The organism is Streptomyces sp. NPDC007164 (genome assembly GCF_040634135.1).
In the GTDB taxonomy this organism is placed as follows: Bacteria; Actinomycetota; Actinomycetes; order Streptomycetales; family Streptomycetaceae; genus Streptomyces; species Streptomyces sanglieri.
In genome coordinates this window covers 43,988-65,026 of record NZ_JBEYFB010000034.1, presented here as the reverse complement: position 1 = coordinate 65,026, position 21,039 = coordinate 43,988, and the positions used below count along the sequence as shown (strand labels likewise).

General features: G+C 70.7%; 18 protein-coding genes and 1 riboswitch. Of the genes, 14 read left to right on the top strand and 4 right to left on the bottom strand.

From position 1 onward, the window contains the following. Positions 1 to 3 precede the first annotated feature (3 nt). Both gcvH and gcvT read right to left on the bottom strand, forming a co-directional pair. On the bottom strand, positions 4 to 381 hold the full coding sequence (gcvH, locus tag ABZ622_RS31135) for a glycine cleavage system protein GcvH (RefSeq protein ID WP_360548861.1): 378 nt from the start codon (positions 379 to 381) through the stop codon (positions 4 to 6). A 92-nt stretch (positions 382 to 473) separates the two neighbouring features. Further along, positions 474 to 1,610: a glycine cleavage system aminomethyltransferase GcvT gene (gene gcvT, locus ABZ622_RS31130; protein WP_360548859.1), complete on the bottom strand. Its 1,137-nt coding sequence runs from the start codon at positions 1,608 to 1,610 to the stop codon at positions 474 to 476. Between the two features lie 141 nt (positions 1,611 to 1,751). Continuing rightward, positions 1,752 to 1,848, bottom strand: a riboswitch (glycine riboswitch). A gap of 159 nt (positions 1,849 to 2,007) precedes the next feature. Between gcvT and ABZ622_RS31125 the strand changes: the two genes are divergently transcribed. The 11 genes from ABZ622_RS31125 to ABZ622_RS31075 all read left to right on the top strand — a co-directional run bounded on the left by ABZ622_RS31125 (position 2,008) and on the right by ABZ622_RS31075 (position 14,227). Next, a complete protein-coding gene (locus ABZ622_RS31125; RefSeq protein ID WP_360548857.1) occupies positions 2,008 to 2,700 on the top strand; it encodes an AAA family ATPase in 693 nt (230 codons plus the stop codon). A gap of 71 nt (positions 2,701 to 2,771) precedes the next feature. Continuing rightward, positions 2,772 to 3,542 (top strand): enhanced serine sensitivity protein SseB, encoded by a 771-nt coding sequence (locus ABZ622_RS31120; protein ID WP_360548855.1) that lies wholly within the window; start codon positions 2,772 to 2,774, stop codon positions 3,540 to 3,542. 339 nt (positions 3,543 to 3,881) lie between these two features. Then, positions 3,882 to 4,661: an enhanced serine sensitivity protein SseB C-terminal domain-containing protein gene (locus tag ABZ622_RS31115; RefSeq protein ID WP_360548853.1), complete on the top strand. Its 780-nt coding sequence runs from the start codon at positions 3,882 to 3,884 to the stop codon at positions 4,659 to 4,661. Positions 4,662 to 5,204: 543 nt separating this feature from the next. Then, positions 5,205 to 6,209 carry an ABC transporter permease gene (locus ABZ622_RS31110; RefSeq protein WP_124716258.1) on the top strand — a complete coding sequence of 335 codons (1,005 nt, stop codon included), beginning with the start codon at positions 5,205 to 5,207 and terminating at the stop codon, positions 6,207 to 6,209. Positions 6,210 to 6,304: 95 nt separating this feature from the next. Beyond that, positions 6,305 to 8,077: an ABC transporter substrate-binding protein gene (locus ABZ622_RS31105; RefSeq protein ID WP_360548850.1), complete on the top strand. Its 1,773-nt coding sequence runs from the start codon at positions 6,305 to 6,307 to the stop codon at positions 8,075 to 8,077. 144 nt (positions 8,078 to 8,221) lie between these two features. Further along, positions 8,222 to 9,223 carry an ABC transporter permease gene (locus ABZ622_RS31100; protein ID WP_124717342.1) on the top strand — a complete coding sequence of 334 codons (1,002 nt, stop codon included), beginning with the start codon at positions 8,222 to 8,224 and terminating at the stop codon, positions 9,221 to 9,223. Next, positions 9,220 to 10,320 (top strand): ABC transporter ATP-binding protein, encoded by a 1,101-nt coding sequence (locus ABZ622_RS31095; RefSeq protein ID WP_266911859.1) that lies wholly within the window; start codon positions 9,220 to 9,222, stop codon positions 10,318 to 10,320. Before ABZ622_RS31100 ends, ABZ622_RS31095 begins: the two co-directional genes overlap by 4 nt. A 14-nt stretch (positions 10,321 to 10,334) precedes the next feature. Further along, entirely contained in the window at positions 10,335 to 11,570 is a 1,236-nt protein-coding gene (locus ABZ622_RS31090) for a dipeptide ABC transporter ATP-binding protein (RefSeq protein ID WP_360548848.1), read from the top strand. 18 nt (positions 11,571 to 11,588) lie between these two features. Continuing rightward, positions 11,589 to 12,260, top strand: a complete 672-nt coding sequence (locus ABZ622_RS31085; RefSeq protein ID WP_360548846.1) for a trimeric intracellular cation channel family protein — start codon at positions 11,589 to 11,591, stop codon at positions 12,258 to 12,260. Between the two features lie 66 nt (positions 12,261 to 12,326). Continuing rightward, positions 12,327 to 13,193: a thioesterase family protein gene (locus ABZ622_RS31080; RefSeq protein ID WP_329589078.1), complete on the top strand. Its 867-nt coding sequence runs from the start codon at positions 12,327 to 12,329 to the stop codon at positions 13,191 to 13,193. A 44-nt stretch (positions 13,194 to 13,237) separates the two neighbouring features. Continuing rightward, positions 13,238 to 14,227 carry a YafY family protein gene (locus tag ABZ622_RS31075; RefSeq protein ID WP_360548843.1) on the top strand — a complete coding sequence of 330 codons (990 nt, stop codon included), beginning with the start codon at positions 13,238 to 13,240 and terminating at the stop codon, positions 14,225 to 14,227. Between the two features lie 15 nt (positions 14,228 to 14,242). On the opposite strand, the gene ABZ622_RS31070 is transcribed toward ABZ622_RS31075, so the two are convergent. After that, positions 14,243 to 14,884, bottom strand: coding sequence for a TetR family transcriptional regulator (locus ABZ622_RS31070; protein ID WP_360548841.1), 642 nt, complete (start codon positions 14,882 to 14,884; stop codon positions 14,243 to 14,245). Between the two features lie 117 nt (positions 14,885 to 15,001). On the opposite strand from ABZ622_RS31070, the gene ABZ622_RS31065 reads away from it, so the two are divergent. The 3 genes from ABZ622_RS31065 (at position 15,002) to ABZ622_RS31055 (ending at position 16,819) form a co-directional block, all read left to right on the top strand. Beyond that, entirely contained in the window at positions 15,002 to 15,163 is a 162-nt protein-coding gene (locus ABZ622_RS31065; protein ID WP_360548839.1) for a hypothetical protein, read from the top strand. 72 nt (positions 15,164 to 15,235) lie between these two features. Next, positions 15,236 to 15,613, top strand: a complete 378-nt coding sequence (locus ABZ622_RS31060; RefSeq protein ID WP_360548837.1) for a DUF4190 domain-containing protein — start codon at positions 15,236 to 15,238, stop codon at positions 15,611 to 15,613. Between the two features lie 195 nt (positions 15,614 to 15,808). Then, complete coding sequence (locus ABZ622_RS31055) at positions 15,809 to 16,819, top strand: helix-turn-helix domain-containing protein (protein ID WP_360548835.1); 1,011 nt, start codon at positions 15,809 to 15,811, stop codon at positions 16,817 to 16,819. A gap of 64 nt (positions 16,820 to 16,883) precedes the next feature. Here ABZ622_RS31055 and ABZ622_RS31050 read toward each other — a convergent pair whose 3' ends face one another. Beyond that, complete coding sequence (locus tag ABZ622_RS31050) at positions 16,884 to 20,708, bottom strand: S8 family serine peptidase (protein WP_360548833.1); 3,825 nt, start codon at positions 20,706 to 20,708, stop codon at positions 16,884 to 16,886. Positions 20,709 to 21,039 lie beyond the last annotated feature (331 nt).

The window sequence follows — 21,039 nt, the reverse complement described above, 5'->3', positions numbered from 1 at the left end:
TCTTTAGTTGCCGGAGAACTCGGTGTACTCGTCGGCGGAGAGCAGGTCCTTCGGCTCCTCCGCGACACGTACCTTGAACAGCCAGCCGCCTTCGAAGGGCGCGGAGTTCACCAGCGACGGGTCGTCCACGACGTCCTGGTTCGCGGCGGTGACCTCACCGGTGACCGGCGAGTACAGGTCGCTCACCGACTTGGTCGACTCCAGCTCACCGCAGGTCTCGCCCGCGGTCACCGTGTCACCGACCGCGGGAAGCTGGGCGAAGACGACATCGCCGAGCGCGTTGGCCGCGTGCTCGGTGATACCGATCGTGGCCACACCGTCCTCGACGGCCGACAGCCACTCGTGCTCCTTGCTGTAACGCAGCTGCTGGGGGTTGCTCATGACCTGAATTCTCCTGTACGCGGGGGAGTGCTGATGAACGGTGGTCTTACGGTGTGAGACGCGACTGCGTCACTTCTTCGGGAGCGCCGACGTCACTTCTGGCGCTTGTAGAACGGCAGCGCCACGACCTCGTACGGTTCGTGGGTGCCCCGGATGTCCACTCCGACGCCCTCGGCGCCGGGCGTGGCGTGCGCGGCGTCGACGTACGCCATGGCGATCGGCCTGCCCAGGGTCGGGGACGGGGCGCCGGAGGTGACCTCGCCGACGACCTGGACGCCGGATCCGCCCACGGCGACAACGGGGTAGCCGGCGCGCGGCACCCGGCGGCCCTCGGCGACCAGGCCGACCAGCTTGCGCGGCGGGGCGGTCTCGGCGCGCTCGGCGGCGGCCTCCAGGGCCTTGCGGCCGACGAAGTCGCCCTCCTTCTCGAACTTCACGACCCGGCCGAGACCGGCGTCGAAGGGGGTGAGCTCCGTGGTCAGCTCGTGCCCGTACAGCGGCATGCCCGCCTCCAGACGCAGCGTGTCGCGGCAGGAGAGGCCGCACGGGATCAGGCCACGCGAGGCACCGGCCTCGGTGAGCGCCCGCCACAACTGCTCGGCGTGCTCGGGGGCGACGAACAGCTCGAAGCCGTCCTCGCCGGTGTAGCCGGTACGGGCGATCAGTGCGGGGACACCGGCGACCGTGCCCGGCAGACCGGCGTAGTACTTCAGGCCGTCCAGGTCGGCGTCGGTGACCGAGGCCAGGATGGCGGGGGACTCCGGGCCCTGGACGGCGAGCAGCGCGTACGCGTCGCGGTCGTCGCGCACCTCGGCGTCGAAGCCCCCGGCGCGCTCCGTGATCGAGTCGAGGACCAGCTGGGCGTTGCCGGCGTTGGCGACGACCAGATACTCGGGGGCCTCCGCCTCCCCCAACCGGTACACGATCAGGTCGTCCAGGATGCCGCCGTCCTCGGCGCAGATCATCGTGTAGCGGGCGCGGCCCACCGAGACGGTGCCGATGTTGCCGACGAGCGCGAAGTTCAGCAGGTCGACGGCCTGGGGGCCGGTGACGGTGATCTCGCCCATGTGCGAGAGGTCGAAGAGGCCGGCCCTGGTGCGGACGGCGTTGTGCTCGTCGCGCTCACTGGCGTACCGCAGCGGCATGTCCCAGCCCGCGAAGTCGGTCATCGTGGCGCCCAGCGAGCGATGCAGGGCATCGAGGGCGGTGAGGCGGGGGGCGGTGCTCATGGATATGACTCCCAGGGCATGACGACGAGGACGATCCCTCCCCATCTGTCATCGGAACCTGAGAGGTTCGCCGAGATCCCCTGGAGGGGTCCGGCTTGCACCTTGGGTGGAGCCGCGAAGCGGCCCGCTTTTCAGATCTGCCTCATCCACGCGGTACGGGGCCTGAGAGATTCAAGGGAGGAACTTGCTCCTTCGGCGCCCGGCACAGCAGTGACCGGAACTCTCCCGCGCGGATTCGAACGGCCTTTATGCAGTTGGCCGGGCCATCATCGCACGCATCGGGCCGGAGTGGGGCCCCGGTCCCCCGCCGGAAATCACCGGCGCGGACGGTTGTGCCGCATTACCTTTTCTTTACACTTCAGGGGCATACGTGGGGTGATCCGACAGGGGGAGGGCGATGACGTTGCAGCGGTACGCGACGACCGCGGGGTTCGCGCACGGGGCGATGCCCGCACAGCCGGGGGCCCCGGCCAGGGAGGTGTCCGGCCCGCACGCGCCCGTCGTGCGGGATCTGCGGGAGCGGGCCGGGCGCAGCCCGCGCGCCCTGCGTTTCGCGGCGGGCGACGTGGTGGTGGTCTCCGGGCTGCCCGGCAGCGGCAAGTCGACGCTCATCCGGCGCGCGGTGACGACGGCGCACGCCATCGACTCCCAGGACACCCGGGACCGCTGGGCGCGGTCCGTGCCCCGCTTATTCCCGTACGCCCTCTACCGCCCGCTCGTCCGCGCCGCCCACTACTGGGGGCTGTGGCGGGTGCTGCGCTCCGGGGAGTCCGTCGTCGTCCACGACTGCGGGACGCAGTCCTGGGTGCGCGGCTGGCTGGCCCGGGACGCGCGGCGCAGGGGCCGGGTGCTGCATCTGGTCCTGCTCGACGTCACGCCCGAGACCGCGCGGGAGGGCCAGCGCGAGCGCGGACGCGGCGTATCGGGATACGCCTTCGCCCGGCACCGCAGGGCGGTGGGCAGGCTGCTGCGGGCGACGGAGACGGGGCTGCTGCCGCCCGGGTGCGGCTCGGCGGTGCTGCTGGACCGGGAGGCGGCGGGGCGGCTCGCCCGGATCGGGTTCGCGGACGGGCCGCCCGGCGGCCGGTGACCGGGCCGCGGGTCGGTGGCGGGGCCGGGCGTTAATCTTCTGCCGGAAGGCTTGGGCGAGAAGGGGAAGCAGTGGACGTTCCGGCGCAGGTCCAGTCCCATCCGCAGGGCGGATGGCCGGCCAATGAGCTCGAAGAAGTGCTGATGGCCTCGGTGGGCAGCCCGGAGGCGGGCGGACGGCTCGTCGAGGTGCTCGGCCGCAGCCAGGTCTGGGTGCCGCTGCCCAACGGCGGCGGTCCCGACTCGGGGGCGCTGGATCTGCCGGCGGTGGAGATCGAGGGCGCCCCGTACGTCCCCGTCTTCAGCTCCGAACAGCAGTTCCTCGCCTGTGTCGGCACCCATATGTCCTTCACCGTCGCGCCCGCCCGCGACTTCGCCCGGGGGCTGCCGCCGCAGCTCGGCATCGCGGTGAACCCGGGCGGCGCGGTCGGGATGCCGCTGCCCCCGCCCGCCGTGGCCGAACTCTGCCGGGCCGGGCGCACTCCGCTGGACGGGCCAGCCGGCGGCGGCAGGGTCCGGCTGTACGAGCCGGACTGGAAGGAGGAGCCGGTCGACTTCCTGGCCGCCGCGGCCGGTGAGTTCGAGGAGAGCGGTGTGGTGCTCTCCGCCCGCCGGGCGCTGGCCAGCATCGAGGGCGGCGACCCCGTCCTCTTCATCGGCGTCGAGTTCTCCACCTGGGACGGTGCGGGGCGCAATGCCCCGATGGACGCCCTCGGCCGCGCTCTGGGCCGGGTCGAGGTTCCCTGGCCGGTCAATCTCGTACTGCTCGACGTGGCACAGGACCCGGTCGGCGACTGGATGCGGGAGCGGATCCGGCCGTTCTACCAGCGAGCGGGCATATAGAACCCGGCGCGGGGCCCCCACCGGGCACCGGCCGGGAACACCGCTCGGACCCATGACGTCAAGTCGGTGTCAGGACCGGCGCATAAGACCGACCGGCAATTGGGGGGCGGCGTCGCGGGGCTGGGCACGCGCGTCTGCGGCGTTGTCGTCAATCAACAACGCTCCGCGTTGCCTCAATCCTCCGCCTTGCAGCCGCACGCACCCAGCCCCGCTCCTTCTCCCACCCCCCAATTGCCGGTCGGTCTAAGCTGGTTTCATGGCTGGTGCCTCGGCATCATGCCGCACCCGTGTGCCCGGGGCGGCGGGCCGACACAGTGGATCGAAGAGGGGCGGGACCAGGTGAGTGCGTCAGGCACCGCGGCGGCCGGGCAGGTCGAGCACATGCTGCGCCAAGTGACGCCCGGGCGCTACGACGCGTACGAGGCGCTGCTGCAGGCCCTCGCGGGCGGCCGGATCTGGATGCTCCTCTGGCAGGGCCAGGCGGGCTCGCCCGACGCCCAGTACGGAAACATGGAGGTCGACGGCCTCGGCTACGCCCCCTGTGTGACCTCCGCCCAGGAGCTCTCGGCCAGCGGCTGGAACCGCGCCCATGAGCTGGTCGACGGCCGGGACATCGCCCGCACCCTCTTTCCCGACCGCTGGGGCATCTGGCTCAACCCGCACGCCCCGGGCGGCGGAGTGGGCATCCCCTGGCTGGATCTGCGCCGGATCGCCACCGGCCTCGACCGGATGCCCGCCGGCCCGCTCCGGCTCACCGAGCCGGGCATCGAGATCCCGCAGTTCTACGCCCTGCTCACGCAGAACGCCCACCACACCCCGGCGATCCGCTCGCTGCGCCGCGCCTGGGTGCAGCCCGCGCTCGGCGTCCCGTACCTCACCATCGGCCTCGACCTCTACGACACGAGCCCGCCCTCGGTGGACGCGGCGCGCGCGATGATGCAGCAGTCGGTCTCCGCCGTCCCGGAGGGGCTGCCCGTCTCCACCGTCGCGATGTCCGACGAGTACGACCCGGTCGCGATGTGGCTGCGGGCCAACGCCCGCCCGTTCTACGACCGCGAGGCGCACGCCCCGGCGGCCCCCGTCGCGGGCTACGGCTACCCGCCCCAGGGCGCGTACTGACCCGTCCGGACACCCGGTCGCGCGTCCCCGCACCGGGAGGGCGGATGCGCCTCCCCACCGCCCTCGCGTTCCCGCGCCGGAAGGGCGGATGCGCCTCCCCACCGCCCGCAAACGGGCGGTTCACCCCCGGAAGCCCGAATGCGGCCGTACGTTCCTGATATCCGGAACGCGGCCATAAGGCGCCAACTCCCCGAATGTGGAAGCGTGTTCATCCACGCCGTGGCCCATCGGGCCGCCCATGTCCGAGATTTCCGTGCTCGGCACAACTCATGGTGAATGCGTCGTGAATCCGCGCGCATGCCCCCCTTCCGTATCAACTGACCTGTGTTCGGCGGGCGTTCACATCCGTCCGGATAACGGAACACCCCAGAGCGCATCACGGTTAGGCATCCATTCGCCTGTCGGTATGGCTACCAGTCGTAACGGCAATGAAGACTCCCGCAGCAAGGGCGTCTTGCCGCCTCTGCGTACGACTGACTGATCGCGCCGCCACAGCGGCCAGTTCGGCCCGGCCACCGCCGGTTGAGAGGGGTCCTTGCCACGATGACGGCACCACTGCACGAGCCGACCAAGGAAGCGGATCCGATCGCGGCCGGCGGTCCCGTAGTCGACTCCGGGGTGAAGAAGGTCGAGGGACGGTCGCTCAAGCAGATCGCCTGGAACCGCCTGAAGCAGGACAAGGTTGCTCTGACGGGTGGCATCGTTGTCCTCGTCCTGATCGTGGTGGCGGTCTTCGCGCCGCTGATCGTGAACCTGTTCGGGCACCCGCCGAACGAGTTCCATCAGGACCTGCTCGACCCGCTGACCAATCTCCCCACGGGCAGCCTCGGCGGCGTGAGCGGCGACTACCTGTTCGGCGTCGAGCCCAACAAGGGGCGCGACATCTTCAGCCGGATCGTCTACGGCGCCCGGATCTCGCTGCTCGTGGCGTTCCTGGCGGCCCTGGTCGCCGTCGCCCTCGGCACCCTGTTCGGGATCATCGCCGGCTACTTCGGCGGCTGGGTGGACGCGGTGATCAGCCGGGTCATGGACGTGCTGCTTTCCTTCCCGCAGCTCCTCTTCATCATCTCCCTGGTCTCGGTCCTCCCCGACGACCTGCTCGGGCTCACCGGCAGCGGCGTGCGCATCGCCGTACTCGTCGCCGTCATCGGCTTCTTCGGCTGGCCCTACGTCGGACGCATCGTCCGCGGGCAGACGCTCTCGCTGCGCGAGCGCGAGTACGTGGAGGCGGCTCGCAGCCTCGGCGGCGGGCGGACACACATCCTCTTCCGCGAGCTGCTGCCCAACCTGGTGGCGCCGATCACCGTCTACGCGACGCTGATGATCCCCACCAACATCCTCACCGAGGCGGCTCTCAGCTTCCTGGGCGCCGGTGTCCGGCCGCCGACCGCCTCCTGGGGCGGGATGCTGCGGGACGCGCTGGAGACGTACGAGCACGACCCGATGTTCATGGTCTTCCCCGGCGTGACGATCTTCATCACCGTGCTGGCCTTCAACCTCTTCGGGGACGGGCTGCGCGATGCCCTGGACCCCAAGGGGACCCGATAGCCCACGACTTGCCCCTGCCGCATCGTCAGGTGGCTTTTCCCATGGTTCTCCGGCAAGCAACGGCCTGGGACCGCGATCTCGGAGGTTACGAGAAAATGTCCACAGTTACCTCGAAACGACGGCTCACCGCTGGTGCGGCCCTCGTGGTCGCGGCGCTGATGACCACCACGGCGTGCGGCGGCGGCGACGACAGCGAAGGCGGCGGCAAGTCGAAGGGCGCCGGCTTCAACGCGGCGTTCAACAAGGTCGCCAACCCGTCCACCAAAACGGGTGGAACGCTGAAGATGGTCGGCAAGCAGGACCTCGACTCCGCCGACCCCCAGCGTGCCTACTACGGCATGGCCTGGGACTTCATGCGCTTCTACACCCGCCAGCTGGTCACCTACGACACCAAGCCGGGTGCGGGCTCCACCAAGCTGGTCGGCGACCTGGCCACCGGCCCCGGTGAGATCACGGACGGCGGCAAGACCTACACGTACAAGCTGCGTGATGGCCTGACCTGGGAGGACGGCTCGAAGCTGACCTCCAAGGACGTCAAGTACGGCATCGAGCGCATCTGGGCGACGGACACCATCACCGGTGGCCCGCAGTACCTGAAGCAGACGCTGGACCCCAAGGGCGAGTACAAGGGCCCCTACAAGGACAAGTCCGCGGACAAGCTCGGTCTCAAGTCGATCGAGACGCCCGACGACAACACCATCGTCTTCAAGCTGCCCAAGCCCAACGGTGACTTCGAGCAGTTCCTCGCGATGCCGTCCGGCACGCCCGTGAAGGCGGACAAGGACAACGGCGCCAAGTACACCCAGCGCCCGTTCTCCTCCGGCCCGTACAAGTTCGAGTCGTACAAGCCGGGCAAGAGCATCGTGCTCGTCCGCAACGACAAGTGGCAGAAGGCCTCCGACCCGCTGCGCGCCGCGCTCCCGGACAAGGTCACCGTGACGATCTCCGCCAACCTGGAGGAGAACGACAAGAAGCTGATGGAGGGCGACTACGACGTCGACCTCAACGGCACCGGCATGACCCAGTCCGGCCGCGTCACCGCCGTCCAGGACCACAAGGCCAGCGTCGACAACATGCAGACGTCCTTCGTCCGCTACGTCGCGCTCGTCCACACCGCGAAGCCGCTGGACGACGCCCACTGCCGCAAGGCCGTCTTCTACGCCACCGACTTCGCCGGTCTCCAGCAGACCCGCGGTGGTGAGATCGCCGGTGGTGCGATCGCCAACAGCACCCTGCCGGTCTCCATCAAGGGTCACAGCGACTACGACCCGTACGGTGTCCTCGCCCGCAAGGGCAAGCCGGACCTGGCCAAGGCCAAGGACGAGCTGAAGCAGTGCGGTCACCCGACCGGCTTCTCCACCAAGCTCACCGCCCGCAACAACAACCCGGGCGAGGTCGACACCGCCGAGGCGCTCCAGGAGCAGCTCGGCAAGGTCGGCATCAAGATCGAGGTCGACCCGCTCGACGGCGCCGAGGCGTCCAGCATCACCGGCTCGCCGTCCGTCGTGAAGAAGCGCGGCTACGGCATGACGATGAGCGGCTGGGGCCCGGACTTCCCGTCCGGCCAGGGCTTCGGCCAGCCGCTGTGGGACAGCCGGTTCCTCTCGGACACCGGTAACTACAACGAGTCCCAGCTCAAGGACCCGCAGATCGACAAGCTCTTCGACAACGCGATCGCGGAGACCGACCCGGTCAAGGCCGGCGAGATCTACAAGGCGCTCGACAAGCGGATCCTCGACCAGGCCGACTGGATGCCCTTCATCTACGAGAAGAACATCACCTGGCGCGGCGACCGTCTGACGAACGCCTACATGTCCGACGCGTACAACGGCCGTTACGACTACGTCTCGCTCGGCGTCGTCAAGTAGCCGCTGTAGTCAACAGCATCCGCAGTCAACCCGGTTGACTGTTCCACCGCCGCCGAAACCCGCCAGTCCGAAGGGCAGGTGAGGGCCGGGGCGGTGGCCGGGAGCCCCCACAAGGGGTTCCCGGCCACCGCCGGGCCGCACACAGTGCTTGCTTATCTCATCCGGCGCCTGTTCGCCGTAGTCATCATGGTGCTCGTCGTACTGCTCGCGACGTTCACCATCTTCTTCATGCTGCCCAAGTGGGCGGGTCAGGACGTCGCAGTCCTCTTCGCCGGCAAGGCCACGGGTGTCGAGCAGCTCCAGGGCATCCGGATCAAACTGGGTCTCGACGACCCCCTCCTCGTCCAGTTCTGGGACTTCGTCAAGGGCATCCCGATGGGACGCGACTACGCGAACGGTGCCGATGTCACCCACTGCGCCGCGCCCTGCTTCGGCTACTCCTTCCGCACCGAGGTACCCGTCTGGACCACCCTCAAGGACGCGCTGCCCGTGACCGGCGCGCTCGCCGCCGGTGCCTGCGTGCTGTGGCTCCTCGGCGGTGTCGCCACCGGTGTGGTGTCCGCGCTCCGGCGCGGCACGATCTGGGACCGCGCCGCGATGACCACGGCGCTCGCCGGCGTCTCGCTGCCGATCTTCTTCACCGGCATGGTCGCGATGGGCCTGTTCGTGCACAACTTCGGCTGGGTCCACATCGCCGACAACCTCTCCACGGACGACGGCATCGGCACCTGGTTCCAGAGCCTGATCCTGCCGTGGATCGTGCTCGCCTTCCTGAACGCCGCGATGTACGCCCGCCTCACCAGAGCGACCATGCTCGAAGTGCTCGGCGAGGACTACATCCGCACCGCCCGCGCCAAGGGCCTGGGCGAGGGCACCGTCATCACCCGGCACGCCCTGCGCTCCGCGATGACGCCGATCCTCACCGTCTTCGGTCTGGACATCGGCGTGCTCCTCGGTGGCGCCGTCCTCACCGAGTCCACGTTCAACCTGCCCGGGCTCGGGCTCGCCGCGGTCCAGGCGATCAGCAACAAGGACCTGCCGGTGATTCTCGGCGTCACCCTGTTCGCGGCTCTCGCGATCGCCGTCGCCAACCTCGTCGTCGACATCATGTACGCCGTCATCGACCCGCGAGTGAGGCTGGGATGACCGAACTGCACAAGAGCGGTGCCGCGCTGGGCGAACCCTCCCCGGCCGGCTCGCCCGCTCCCACCGCCTTCCTCGAAGTGCGCGACCTCAAGGTGCACTTCCCGACCGACGACGGCCTGGTCAAGTCCGTCGACGGGCTCAACTTCCAGCTGGAGAAGGGCAAGACCCTCGGGATCGTCGGCGAGTCCGGCTCCGGCAAGTCCGTCACCTCGCTGGGCATCATGGGCCTGCACACCACGGGCCAGTACGGCAAGCGCAAGGCGCAGGTCTCCGGCGAGATCTGGCTGGACGGCAAGGAGCTGCTGTCCGCCGACCCCGACGAGGTGCGCAAGCTGCGCGGCCGCGACATGGCCATGATCTTCCAGGACCCGCTGTCCGCGCTGCACCCGTACTACACGATCGGCAAGCAGATCGTGGAGGCGTACCGGGTCCACCACAGCGTCGACAAGAAGACCGCCCGCAAGCGGGCCATCGAGATGCTCGACCGGGTCGGCATCCCGCAGCCCGACAAGCGCGTCGACAGCTACCCGCACGAGTTCTCCGGCGGCATGCGCCAGCGCGCGATGATCGCCATGTCGCTGGTCAACAACCCCGAGCTGCTGATCGCCGACGAGCCGACGACCGCGCTGGACGTCACCGTCCAGGCACAGATCCTCGACCTGATCCGGGACCTGCAGAAGGAGTTCGGCTCCGCGGTCATCATCATCACCCACGACCTGGGCGTCGTGGCCGAGCTCGCCGACGACATCCTGGTGATGTACGGCGGGCGCTGCGTGGAGCGCGGACCGGCCGAGAAGGTGTTCTACGAGCCCCGGCACCCCTACACCTGGGGCCTGCTGGGCTCGATGCCGCGCCTCGACCGCGACCAGACCGACCGGCTCATCCCGGTCAAGGGTTCCCCGCCGTCGCTCATCAACATCCCGTCGGGCTGCGCCTTCAACCCGCGCTGCCCGTACGCGGACGTGCCCAAGGACGACGTCACCCGCACCGTACGGCCCGAGCTCCAGGAGGTCGGCGGCCGGCACTGGGCGGCCTGCCACATGTCGCCGGAGCAGCGGGAGCGTATCTGGACCGAAGAGATTGCGCCCAAGCTGTGAGCGAGGACAAGGCCGTGACGAGCGAGGACAAGGGCGTCGACGTTCCGGCGCAGAGGTCGGCCGGTGACACCGCCTCCCGCGAGGTGCTGCTCAGGGTGACCGGGCTGCAGAAGCACTTCCCCATCAAGAAGGGGATGCTGCAGCGCAACGCCGGTGCCGTGAAGGCCGTCGACGGGATCGACTTCGAGGTGCGCTCGGGCGAGACCCTGGGCGTCGTCGGCGAGTCCGGCTGCGGCAAGTCGACGATGGGCCGGCTGATCACCCGGCTGCTCGAACCCACCGCGGGAAAGATCGAGTTCGAGGGGAGGGACATCACGCACCTCGGCGTGGGCGCCATGCGCCCGATGCGCCGGGACATGCAGATGATCTTCCAGGACCCGTACTCCTCGCTGAACCCGCGGCACACGATCGGCACGATCGTGGGCGCCCCCTTCAAGCTGCAGGGCGTCACGCCCGACGGCGGCGTGCGCAAGGAGGTGCAGCGGCTGCTGGAGGTCGTGGGCCTGAACCCCGAGCACTACAACCGCTATCCGCACGAGTTCTCCGGCGGCCAGCGCCAGCGCATCGGGATCGCCCGCGCCCTGGCGCTCAACCCCAAGATGGTCGTGGCGGACGAGCCGGTGTCGGCGCTGGACGTGTCGATCCAGGCGCAGGTGGTGAACCTGCTCGACGACCTCCAGAGCGAGCTGGGCCTCACGTACGTGATCATCGCCCATGACCTGTCGGTGGTCCGGCACGTCTCGGACCGGATCGCGGTGATGTACCTCGGCAAGATCGTGGAGCTGGCCGACCGCGAGTCGCTCTACAGGGCGCCGATGCACCCGTACACGAAGGCGCTGCTCTCGGCGGTCCCGATCCCGGACCCCAAGCGCCGGTCGGTCAAGAGCGAGCGGATCCTGCTCAAGGGCGACGTGCCCTCGCCGATCTCGCCGCCCAGCGGCTGCCGCTTCCACACCCGGTGCTGGAAGGCGACGGAGGTCTGCAAGACGCAGGAACCGCCGCTGGCCGCGCTGAAGACCGGGCACCAGGTGGCCTGCCACCACCCGGAGAACGCGCCCGACCAGGTGCCCGGCGAGACGGTGACCGCGGCGGCGCGCGAGGCGATCCAGATCGTCGACGTGCAGAAGCCGGAGGCAGCGGAGGCAGCGGAGGCGGTGGAGACCGCGGAGTCAGTCGCGACCGCCGAGGCCGCCGAGGCGGAGGGTGGCGCAGCCTCGCCCGATACGCCGGAGGACAGCACGAAGGAGTAGTACCGGCACAATTGCCCGGTGCTCAACGAACTGTTCACGCCCTCCGTCCAGCATGCGCTCGACATCGTCGGAATCTTCGTCTTCGCGATCTCCGGCGCTCTGCTCGCCGTACGCAAGAACTTCGATGTCTTCGGCATCGCGGTGCTCGCCGAGGTGACCGCGCTGGGCGGAGGGCTGTTCCGTGACATCGTCATCGGGGCGGTTCCGCCCGCGGCGTTCACGGATCTCGGCTACTTCACCACCCCGCTCCTCGCCGCCGTCCTGGTGTTCTTCATGCACCCGCACGTCGAGCGGATCCAGGTCGGCGTCAATGTCTTCGACGCGGCGGGCCTCGGGCTGTTCTGCGTCACGGGCACGGTCAAGGCGTACGACTACGGCCTGGGGCTCACCGCGTCGGCGGCCCTCGGCCTCGCCACCGCGGTCGGCGGCGGTGTGCTGCGTGACGTACTGGCCAACGAGGTGCCCTCGCTGCTGCGCTGGGACCGCGACCTGTACGCGGTGCCCGCCATCGTCGGCGCCACGATGATCGTCCTCTGCATCCGCTTCGACATCCTCAACGCGTTCACCAGCGGCACCGCCGTGATCGTCGCCTTCGCGCTGCGACTGCTGGCGATGCGCTACCACTGGCGGGCACCGCGCGCCTACAACCGGAAGTCCGCATCGGCCGAGGAGGGCTCGGCGACCACCTGAGCCGGGACTGCGATCCCAGCAAAAAAAGCTACCGCTCAGTAATACAATCGGTGTACGGTGCATCGCATGGCACAGGCAGCAGAGCAGGCGGCGCGGACCGGACAGGCGACCATCGGGGACAGCGAGTTCGACCGCGACACCGCCGTCACCCTTCGCGAGGACGGCGTCTATGACGCCGAACTCTCCGCCGGATGGACGATCATCCACGCCGTCAACGGCGGATACCTGCTGGCCACGCTGGGCCGCGCACTCGGCCAGGCGCTGCCGCACCCGGACCCCTTCTCCGTATCGGCGCACTACCTCACCGCTTCCGTCCCCGGCCCGGCGGTGATCCGGACCCAGACCGTCCGTACCGGCCGCACCCTCTCCACCGGCCAGGCCTCCCTCTTCCAGTTCGCGGAGGACGGCACGGAGGTCGAGCGCATCCGGGTCATCGCCACCTACGGCGACCTGGACGGCCTGTCCGACGAGGTCCGTACGTCGGCGAAGCCGCCGGCCATCCCGCCGATGGAGTACTGCCTGGGTCCGGGCGACGGACCCGCCCCGATCCCCGGCAGCTCCGCCATCACCGGACGGCTCGACATCAAGCTCGACCCGGCGACGGTCGGCTGGGCCGTCGGCGCACCCTCCGGCAAGGGCGAGATGCGCGGCTGGTTCGGCCTCTCGGACGGCCGCGACGCCGACCCGCTCTCGCTGCTGCTCACCGTCGACGCGCTGCCGCCCACCTCGTTCGAGCTGGGTCTCAAGGGCTGGACGCCCACCATCGAGCTCACCACCCACATCCGCTGCCGCCCGGCCCCCGGCCCGCTGCGCGTCTCCATCACCACCCGCAACCTCGCGGGCGGCTTCCTGGAGGAGGACGCGGAGGTCTGGGACAGCGCGGACCGGCTGGTGGCCCAGTCCCGCCAGCTGGCACGCGCACCGCGCTCCTGACGGCCGGGGGCGGGAAGGGGCAGTGGCCGGGGGAGGCTGGTGAGGTGAAATCCCACCGGCTGCTCTCGATCCTCCTGCTGCTCCAGACCCGCGGTCTGGTGCCCGCCACCGAGCTGGCCGAGCGCCTCGAAGTCTCCGTACGCACCATCTACCGCGACATCGAGGCGCTCTCCGCCTCCGGTGTCCCGGTCTACGCCGAGCGCGGGCGGCACGGCGGCATCGCGCTGCTGCCCGGGTTCCGCACCGATGTCACCGGGCTGACCGCCGACGAGGCGCGCGCCCTCTTCGTCCTCGCCGCCGAGGGCGCCCATGCCGCGCTCGGCCTCGACGAGGCGCTCGGCTCCGCGCTGCGCAAGGTGATGGCGGCCCTGCCCGAACCGCACCGGCCCGCCGCCGAACTGACCAGCAGACGGATCCTGGTCGACCCGGTGCGCTGGATGAGCGGCCCGCAGCCGGCCGTCGATGTGGCCGAACTCCACGACGCCGTCCTCGCCGACCGGCGGCTGCGGCTGAACTACCGCCACAGCGGTACGAGCACCCCGCGCACCTACACCGTCGATCCGTACGGCCTCGTCGTGAAGGCGGGCGTCTGGTACCTGGTGGCGGACCGGGACGGGGCGCCCCAGCTCTTCCGGGCCGACCGGGTGCGGCGCGCCACCCTCGTGGACGAAGCGGTCGTGCGCCGGCCCGGGGTGGAGCTCGCGGACCTGTGGGACGCCCTGCGCAGAAAGGTCGAGGAACGGCCGGGGCGGGTGCGGCTGCGGGTGCGCGTGCACCGCTCCCGGCTCGACCTGTTCGTACGCCTGCACGCCGGTGCGCTGACGGGGGAGCCGCGGCCGGAGGCGCCCGAGGCGGGTGAGGGGCTCGGGGAGTGGCTGCGGGCCGAACTGGCCGTCGGCTCGGTCGAGTGGGCCCGTGCCCTGCTCTCCTTCGGCCCGAACGTGGAAGTGCTCTCGCCGCCCGAGGCACGGGACGTCCTCGCCCGCCACGCGGCGGCGGTCGTGGCGCTGTACGGGCAGGCGGGTGCGCCCTGATCGGTACGCGAGGCTCTAAAGGGCATCGGCCCCGCCGACGTCGTCCAGCCAGTGCAGCCTGCCGAGGGTGACCAGTCTCAGCCGGCGGCGGGCCACCCCGGCCACCTCCCGCTCGCCCTCCGGCCCCGCGTCCAGCAGCGCCGACGCGGTGATCACCATGTGGTCGACGTAGAGGCCGCCGAGCATCAGCAGATCCTCGTCGCTCCAGCCCCGGGACTGCGGCTCCTCGGCGAGCGCCGCCGCCACCTCCTGGGCGAACCGCCGCAGTTGGGCCGCTATGGCCTCGCGAACCGGGCCGACGCCGCCGTGCTGCTCACGGGCGATGAAGCGGAAGTGGGCGGGCTGCTCGCCGACATGACGCATGATCAGTTCGATGCTGCGGTCCAGGCGTTCCTCGCTGTCACCGGTCTCGGCGAGGGTCGCGCCGATCATTCCGTGCAGGCTGCCCAGCGCCTCCTCGACCAGTGCCACCCCGAGCGCCGCGGTGTCGTCGAAGTGCCGGTAGAAGGCGGTGGGCGCGACGCCCGCGGCCCGGGTCACCTCGCGCAGCCCGAGGCTGCTGAGGCTCTGGTGCTCCAGCAGTCCGAGTGCGGCATCCAGCAGTGCCTGACGGGTTCTCAGCTTCTGGGTCTGTCGGACGCCGACGGTGTGACTCATGCCATTCAGTAAACAACTGTTCTCCGGGGCGGGGAAGTGGCGAACGGGTCTAGACTGACAAGTCAGTGAACAGTCGTACTCTCAAATGCTCATGGAGAGCCCGCGGAAAGGCTGAACATGATCGTCCTCGTCGTCGCCCTGCTCCTGCTCGGGGTCGTACTCGGAGCGGTGGCCCAGATTCCGGTGCCGCTGTCCCTCGTGCTGGCCGCCGCGATCGGCTGCTGGCTGCTGATCTTCGCCGTACGGGAACGGGCCGGCGCGCAGCGCCGTTCGCGGTGATCCCCGCCCCGTCGACGACTGGATCTCCGACTGGATCTCCGATTCGATCTCCGATTCGAAGGAGCCCGCACCATGACACTCACCGAAACCGGCCCCGAAACCAAGGCCGAAGCCGGACCCGAGACCACCGGCCCCGAAATCGGCACCGAGGCCGGACCCGAGCCTGTGACCGCCGCGGAGACCCGGACGGACAGCCGCAGCCGCAGCGCCCGGACCCGGGACGCCGACGGGCTGGCCGTCGCCTCGTTCGTACTCGGGCTCGTCGGTCTGCTGGTGATGAACATCCTGCTCGGCCCGGCCGCGATCGTCATGGCGGTCATGGCCCTCGTCCGTTCCACTTCCCGCCGCGGCCGCGCCTTCCTCGGTCTGGCGCTGGGCATCGCCGACCTCGTGGTGCTGGCCTGCCTGGTCACCGGAAACGGCGTCGTCGCCTGGAACTTCGGCGGCTGAACCGGGCGGAGCGGTCCCCCGCCGCGGTGCCCGGTCCCAAGACGCCGGGCGCCCGCCGTACGCCCCGCCCCGGGCTCGCGGAAACCGTGGTGTCTTCCGACCGTCCGGCAGGGCATCCCGCATCCTGTTCGATTTCGATCATGGATGGCACAGTGGGCGTCCGTCCGGGGTGGGCTGCGGGGAGGGAGAGGGCGCGTGCTGGAGATAGCGGGGATCGGGGCGGCGGAGGAGCGGGTCTACCGCCACCTGGTGGAGGTACGAGGTGCGGGTGTGGACGAGATCGTCCAACGGCTCCGCATCCGGGAACGCGAGGCGGCGTCGCTTCTGTCCTCCCTGCATGACAAAGGCCTGGTCGGGCGGCTGCCGGGCGACGGCGACATGCGGTACGTACCCGTCCCGCCGGACGTGGCGCTGCAGCCTCTGCTGGCGCGCGGCCAGGAAGCGCTGGAGTGGGCGCGGCGTGGAGTGGAACAGCTGGCCGAGGAGTACCGGGCGGGCGGCCGACGCCATGACGCCGGTCAATTGGTCGAGGTGATCACCGGGGCCGGCGCCATCCGTCAGCAGCTGCGCCAACTCGCCTACGGGGCCCGCAGTGACCTGCGGTGGTTCTGCAAGGCCGATCCCGTGGCGCTGCGCGCCCAGGACAACGACGAGGAGTTCGAACTGCTCGCCCAGGGCATCCGCTACGAGGCGATCTACGAACGGGCCTGCCTGGAACAGCCCGGCATGGTCGACAACGTCGCCCAGGGCATCCGGGCCGGTGAAGTGGCCCGTGCCACCAGCACACTTCCCGTGCGCATGGTTATCGTCGACAGCTCCGTCGCCGTCTGCCCGCTGATGCCGGGCAGCACGACCGGCGCCCGCGGCGAGCCGACCGCCGCGATCATCCGCAGCAGCACTCTCCTGGACGCCCTCGTCGCCCTGTTCGACATCCAGTGGGCGGCGGGGACCCCGCTGCACGTCACGGAGGCGGGCGAGCTGGCCGACTTCGCCGGCGGCATGGAACCGGGCGGCAGCCTCGCCGACGACGAGCGCTATCTGCTCTCCCTGGTCGTCGCGGGCGTGACGGACAAGGCGATCGCCACCCAGCTGCGTGTCAGCCACCGCACGGTGCAGCGCCGGATCACCGCGCTGATGCAGCGGGCGGGCGCGACGACGCGTACGCAGCTGGTGTGGCAGGCGGCGCGGCGCGACTGGCTGTCCTAGACCTACCGGCAAGGATGCACGGAAGCCGCGACCGGGGCCGGTCGCGGCTTCCGGATCCCGCGTACTACCTCAGCGCGTACGCCCGCTCGATCTCCTGCGTCACCTCGTTGCCCGCGTCGTCCCAGGCGCGGACCCGCAGCGTGACGTACCCGCTGGTGCGGGCGGTCGAGGGGTGGGTGACCCGGACACGGTAGGCACCGTCGCCCCGGGCGGAAGTCCTCGCCGCCTGCCAGTGCTCGCCGTCGTCGTACGAGACGGACACCTCCATGCCCTTCACGGAACGGCCCGTCAGACCGTCCTGGTGGCGGGCGCTCACTCCGAAGCCGAAGGACCCGGAGTCAGGGGCGGAGCCCCGGAGGTCGGTGGCCACGTCGTAGTCGAGCTGGAGGAGGGGGAGCAGGGACTCCTCGCCCTCGGCCGGGCGGGGGGCCGTGAACGACCAGCGGGTGCTGGTGGCCCGCGAGAGGGTGCCCTCGGGGCTGGTGCGCTTCACGTCCAGGTCCAACTGGTAGCGGCCGTCGTCCCCGCCCGCGGGGAAGACGCCCCACGCCCGGGGGCCTTCGGCGAGGATCTCGCCGTCGCGACGCAGTACGGCCCGGGTTTCGTCGGGGTAGGGGGTGTTGGCGTCCTGGCGGGGCAGGGCGTAGCCGTAGTGGCCGGAGGCGGTGTCGGTGAACTCGGGGATCCCTATGGTCAGCTTGTCGCCCTTGCGGTGGGCGAGCCCTTCGACACCCCGGGGGATCGCCGGGCGCACCACGGCGGCGTACCAGCTCTCCGTGGCGTGCTCACCGGGCCGGTAGGCGCGCAGGGGGCCGATCATGCCGGTCCCCGCCGCCTGGATCGCCCAGGTGTTGCGGGGGTTGACCCAGTGCAGCCACCGGGTGTCGGCGGGACCGCTCACGTACTCCGTCCGCGCCTGCCCGGTGCGGACGTACCGGGCCCGAATGGAGAGTTGCACATCCTCCCCCTCCCACGGACGCCAGGACAGCCGGTCCTCCGCGACGTAGCGCGCCCCGCCCGTGTCTGGATAGCGCGAGACCACGGTGGCCGTGTTCTTCGGCCCGACCTTGTGGACCACGTGCTCGGGGACGCGCTGTTCGGAGACCTGCACGACGTCGTAGAGGTAGGGGCTTTCCGGGGTCCCCTTCAACTCCAGCACGGTGCCCGGCGCGCGCAGCCGCTGCGCGGCGGCGTGGGAGGCGTACAGCCCGATCGCGGGCAGCCGCCGGCCCACCGGCTGCCAGGTCGCGGCGGCGTACCTGTTGCCGCCGGCGGTGGTGACGGCGGCCGCGGCTCCGGCCCGGGCGGCCGAGGCCACCGCCTCGTCGTACTCCACCCCTTCCAGTTCCACGAGCACCGCCGCTCCGCGGACGTCCATGCCCCGTGCGCGCAGCGCCGCGTAGTCCTCGGGGCGTCCGTGACCGGCGTCCACCACCCGCAAGCGCCGCACGCCCTCCACGGCGGGGGAGTTGTGGAGCAGACGGACGGGGACACCGGCCGCGGCGGTGGCGGAGAGCGCGCGTGCGCGGAGCATCGGTGCGGTCAGCTGCCAGCGGGAGGAGAACTCGAAGGTTCCCTCGGTGAACTCCTCGGTGGGCGTGACGTAGAGGAGCTGTCCGCCGCTGTGTCCGCTGGTGAAGAAGCTGGCGAACTCCCGGTCGCCCTTTTTCCAGTGGGTGGAGAAGACCAGCGGGCCCCGCTGCTCGGCCCGCTTGGGGGTCTGGATCTTCACGGGGACCGCCTTGCGTGCGTCGAGCACCAGCTCCGTGGCGCCGCCCACCCGCAGGTGGGGGTTGACCACCAGGCTGTTGGTGACGTTGTCCTCCGTGTGCTGCGTGATGACGCCGTGCAGGTAGTACATGCCCTCGGGCATGTCCACCGTCAGGCTCTTCCCCGCCGGCACCTCCTGGACGACATCGAAGCGGCCCGTGGGACCCAGCAGGATCAGCGGGAAGATGGTCGCCGGCTGCCCGGCGCGGTCGATGCCGCGCACGGTGACCTTGTGCGTGACCGGGTCCTTCACCGCGGAGAGAACGGTGTGCGCGATGGCCTGCCCGTCGGCCGAGGTGGCGGTGAGGCGGCCGCTGTAGACGCCCTCCGGCAGCGCGGGCGCGTCGAGGGTCACGGTCACGTCGGTGGTGCCGTGGGCGTCCACGGTGACCTGTGCGGGGGTGCCTATGGCGCCTGCCGGGGCCGGGGAGCCGTAGAGCTTGTCGAAGGTGGTGTCCAGGGTGAGCGACACGGGCGCGTCGCCGTCGTTGGTGTAGGTGACGCTCACCTGCCGCGGGCCGGAATCCGGTGCCAGGGCGCCGAAGGTGGTGGTGCCGGTGGCGCGCACCTGCTGGCGCACCGAGCGGGCCACGTCCACCCGGCCGGTGCCCTGTTCGTAGACCGTCTGGTCGGGGGCGGTACGCGTCGTGCTCATCAACGCGTCCTTGAGCTGCTGGGCGCTCCAGTCGGGGTGGCGCCCGGCCAGGATCGCTGCCGCGCCCGCCACGTGCGGGGTCGCCATGGACGTACCCGACGCGGCGGTGTAGGCCGCGTCCACCGGGTCGCCCATGGACGTGCCGGCCGCGCGGGCGGCGACGATGCCGACGCCGGGGGCGGTGAGGTCGGGCTTGACGCCGTTGTCCCCGACGCGCGGGCCGCGGCTGGAGAAGGGGGCCAGCTTGTCGTCGCGGTCGACGGCGCCCACGGTCAGCGCGCGCTCCGCGGCGCCCGGGGAGCCCACCGAGTAGTCGGAGCCCGTGTTGCCCGCCGCGACGACGAAGAGGGTGCCGGTCTCCTCGCTGAGGCCGTCGAGGACGAGGCTGAGTACGTCCGTGCCGTCGGTGGGCTGGCCGCCCAGGCTCATGCTGACGATGTCGGCGCCCGAGCGGGCGGCCCAGTCCATGCCGCCCATGATGGCGGAGTACGAGCCGGAGCCGTTGTCGTCGAGCACCTTGCCGATCAGCAGCCGTGCCCCCGGTGCCACGCCCTTGCGCGAGCCGCCCGACGCGGTGCCGCTGCCGGCGATGGTGGAGGCGACGTGGGTGCCGTGGCCGTGGCCGTCGTTCGCGGTGGATTCGTCGGTGAAGTTGCGTACTTCGCCGAGTTTTCCGGCCAGGTCGGGGTGGGTGGCGTCGACGCCGGTGTCCAGGACGGCGACGGTCGCGCCGTGTCCGTCGTAGCCGGCCCGCCACGCCTCGGGCGCACCGATCTGCGCGGTGCTGCGCTCGAGGGAGGCGTGGACCTTCGCGTCCAGCCACAGCTTCTCGACGCCGCCCTCGAAGGCCGCGTTCTTGAGGGAAGAGTTCCTGGAAGCGTTCTTCGCGCCGCCCTCGGCGCCGCTCTTGGCGAGCGCGTCGTCGTCGATGGCCTTCCAGAAGCGCCCGGCCTGCTTCTTGTCCGCCTTCAGTGCCGAGCCGCGCAGGCTCTTGATGACCAGGCCCTTGCGCGAACCGCTGGGCGCCCCCTTGGACGTGGGGTTCGTGCCGCCGGTGTAGCGGGCGATCAGCGGGATGGCGGAGGTGTGGGCGTCGTCATAACCCTGCTTGACCAGGGAGGTGATGTTGAACAGCTGCCGGTCCAGTTTGCCGGAGGCGATGTACGGGAGTGCGGCGCGGGGCAGCACGTACAGCTGCTTGTCGATCTCCAACTGGCTGAAGTCGGCCTGCGAAGCGCCCGGGGCCGGCTCGACGGAGACGGCCTTCCGGCCGCCGGGGAAGGTCTCCAGCCGCACCCGGTCACCGGTCACGAGCGTGACGGAGCTGACCTGGGGACGGCCGGCGGAGTTCGGGCCGACGGAGGCGGGCGCCGGGGCGGCGCTCGCGCCGGAGGAGATGGGGGCCAGGGTGGCGATGAGGACTCCTGCCACCAGTACGGCGGCAGAGCGATACCGTCTGTGCATCGGAACCTTTCCAGAAGGCAAGGAAATGGACACGCGGTGCGGCACAAGACTGGGGCCCCACTGATCGGCCGCACCAGCCTTTTCCGTGCCGTGCTTGCGACATGTCGCCAAAACGACACGGCGCGCCCCACCGCGCGTACCGGCGGAATCACCGGGGCCGAGCGGCCCCTCCTCGTCACCGGCAACGGCCTCGTCGCCCGGAACTTCGCCGGCTGAACCGGGCGCGGAGCCCGGCGCACTGCCCGCCCGGACGGGCCCGGGAACGGGGCGGGGAAGACGGCACCCGGCCGTGCGCGGGTGCCGGGGCACCATGCGCCCGCCGTACGCCCCG

What these genes read in the sequence shown, in the direction of transcription:
- ABZ622_RS31110 (WP_124716258.1), top strand. Translation starts at nt 5,205, where the DNA reads ATGACGGCACCACTGCACGAGCCGACCAAGGAAGCGGATCCGATCGCG.
- ABZ622_RS31080 (WP_329589078.1), top strand. Translation starts at nt 12,327, where the DNA reads ATGGCACAGGCAGCAGAGCAGGCGGCGCGGACCGGACAGGCGACCATC.
- ABZ622_RS31070 (WP_360548841.1), bottom strand. Translation starts at nt 14,884, where the DNA reads ATGAGTCACACCGTCGGCGTCCGACAGACCCAGAAGCTGAGAACCCGT.
- ABZ622_RS31060 (WP_360548837.1), top strand. Translation starts at nt 15,236, where the DNA reads ATGACACTCACCGAAACCGGCCCCGAAACCAAGGCCGAAGCCGGACCC.
- gcvH (WP_360548861.1), bottom strand. Translation starts at nt 381, where the DNA reads ATGAGCAACCCCCAGCAGCTGCGTTACAGCAAGGAGCACGAGTGGCTG.
- ABZ622_RS31065 (WP_360548839.1), top strand. Translation starts at nt 15,002, where the DNA reads ATGATCGTCCTCGTCGTCGCCCTGCTCCTGCTCGGGGTCGTACTCGGA.
- ABZ622_RS31125 (WP_360548857.1), top strand. Translation starts at nt 2,008, where the DNA reads ATGACGTTGCAGCGGTACGCGACGACCGCGGGGTTCGCGCACGGGGCG.
- ABZ622_RS31050 (WP_360548833.1), bottom strand. Translation starts at nt 20,708, where the DNA reads ATGCACAGACGGTATCGCTCTGCCGCCGTACTGGTGGCAGGAGTCCTC.
- ABZ622_RS31105 (WP_360548850.1), top strand. Translation starts at nt 6,305, where the DNA reads ATGTCCACAGTTACCTCGAAACGACGGCTCACCGCTGGTGCGGCCCTC.
- gcvT (WP_360548859.1), bottom strand. Translation starts at nt 1,610, where the DNA reads ATGAGCACCGCCCCCCGCCTCACCGCCCTCGATGCCCTGCATCGCTCG.
- ABZ622_RS31095 (WP_266911859.1), top strand. Translation starts at nt 9,220, where the DNA reads ATGACCGAACTGCACAAGAGCGGTGCCGCGCTGGGCGAACCCTCCCCG.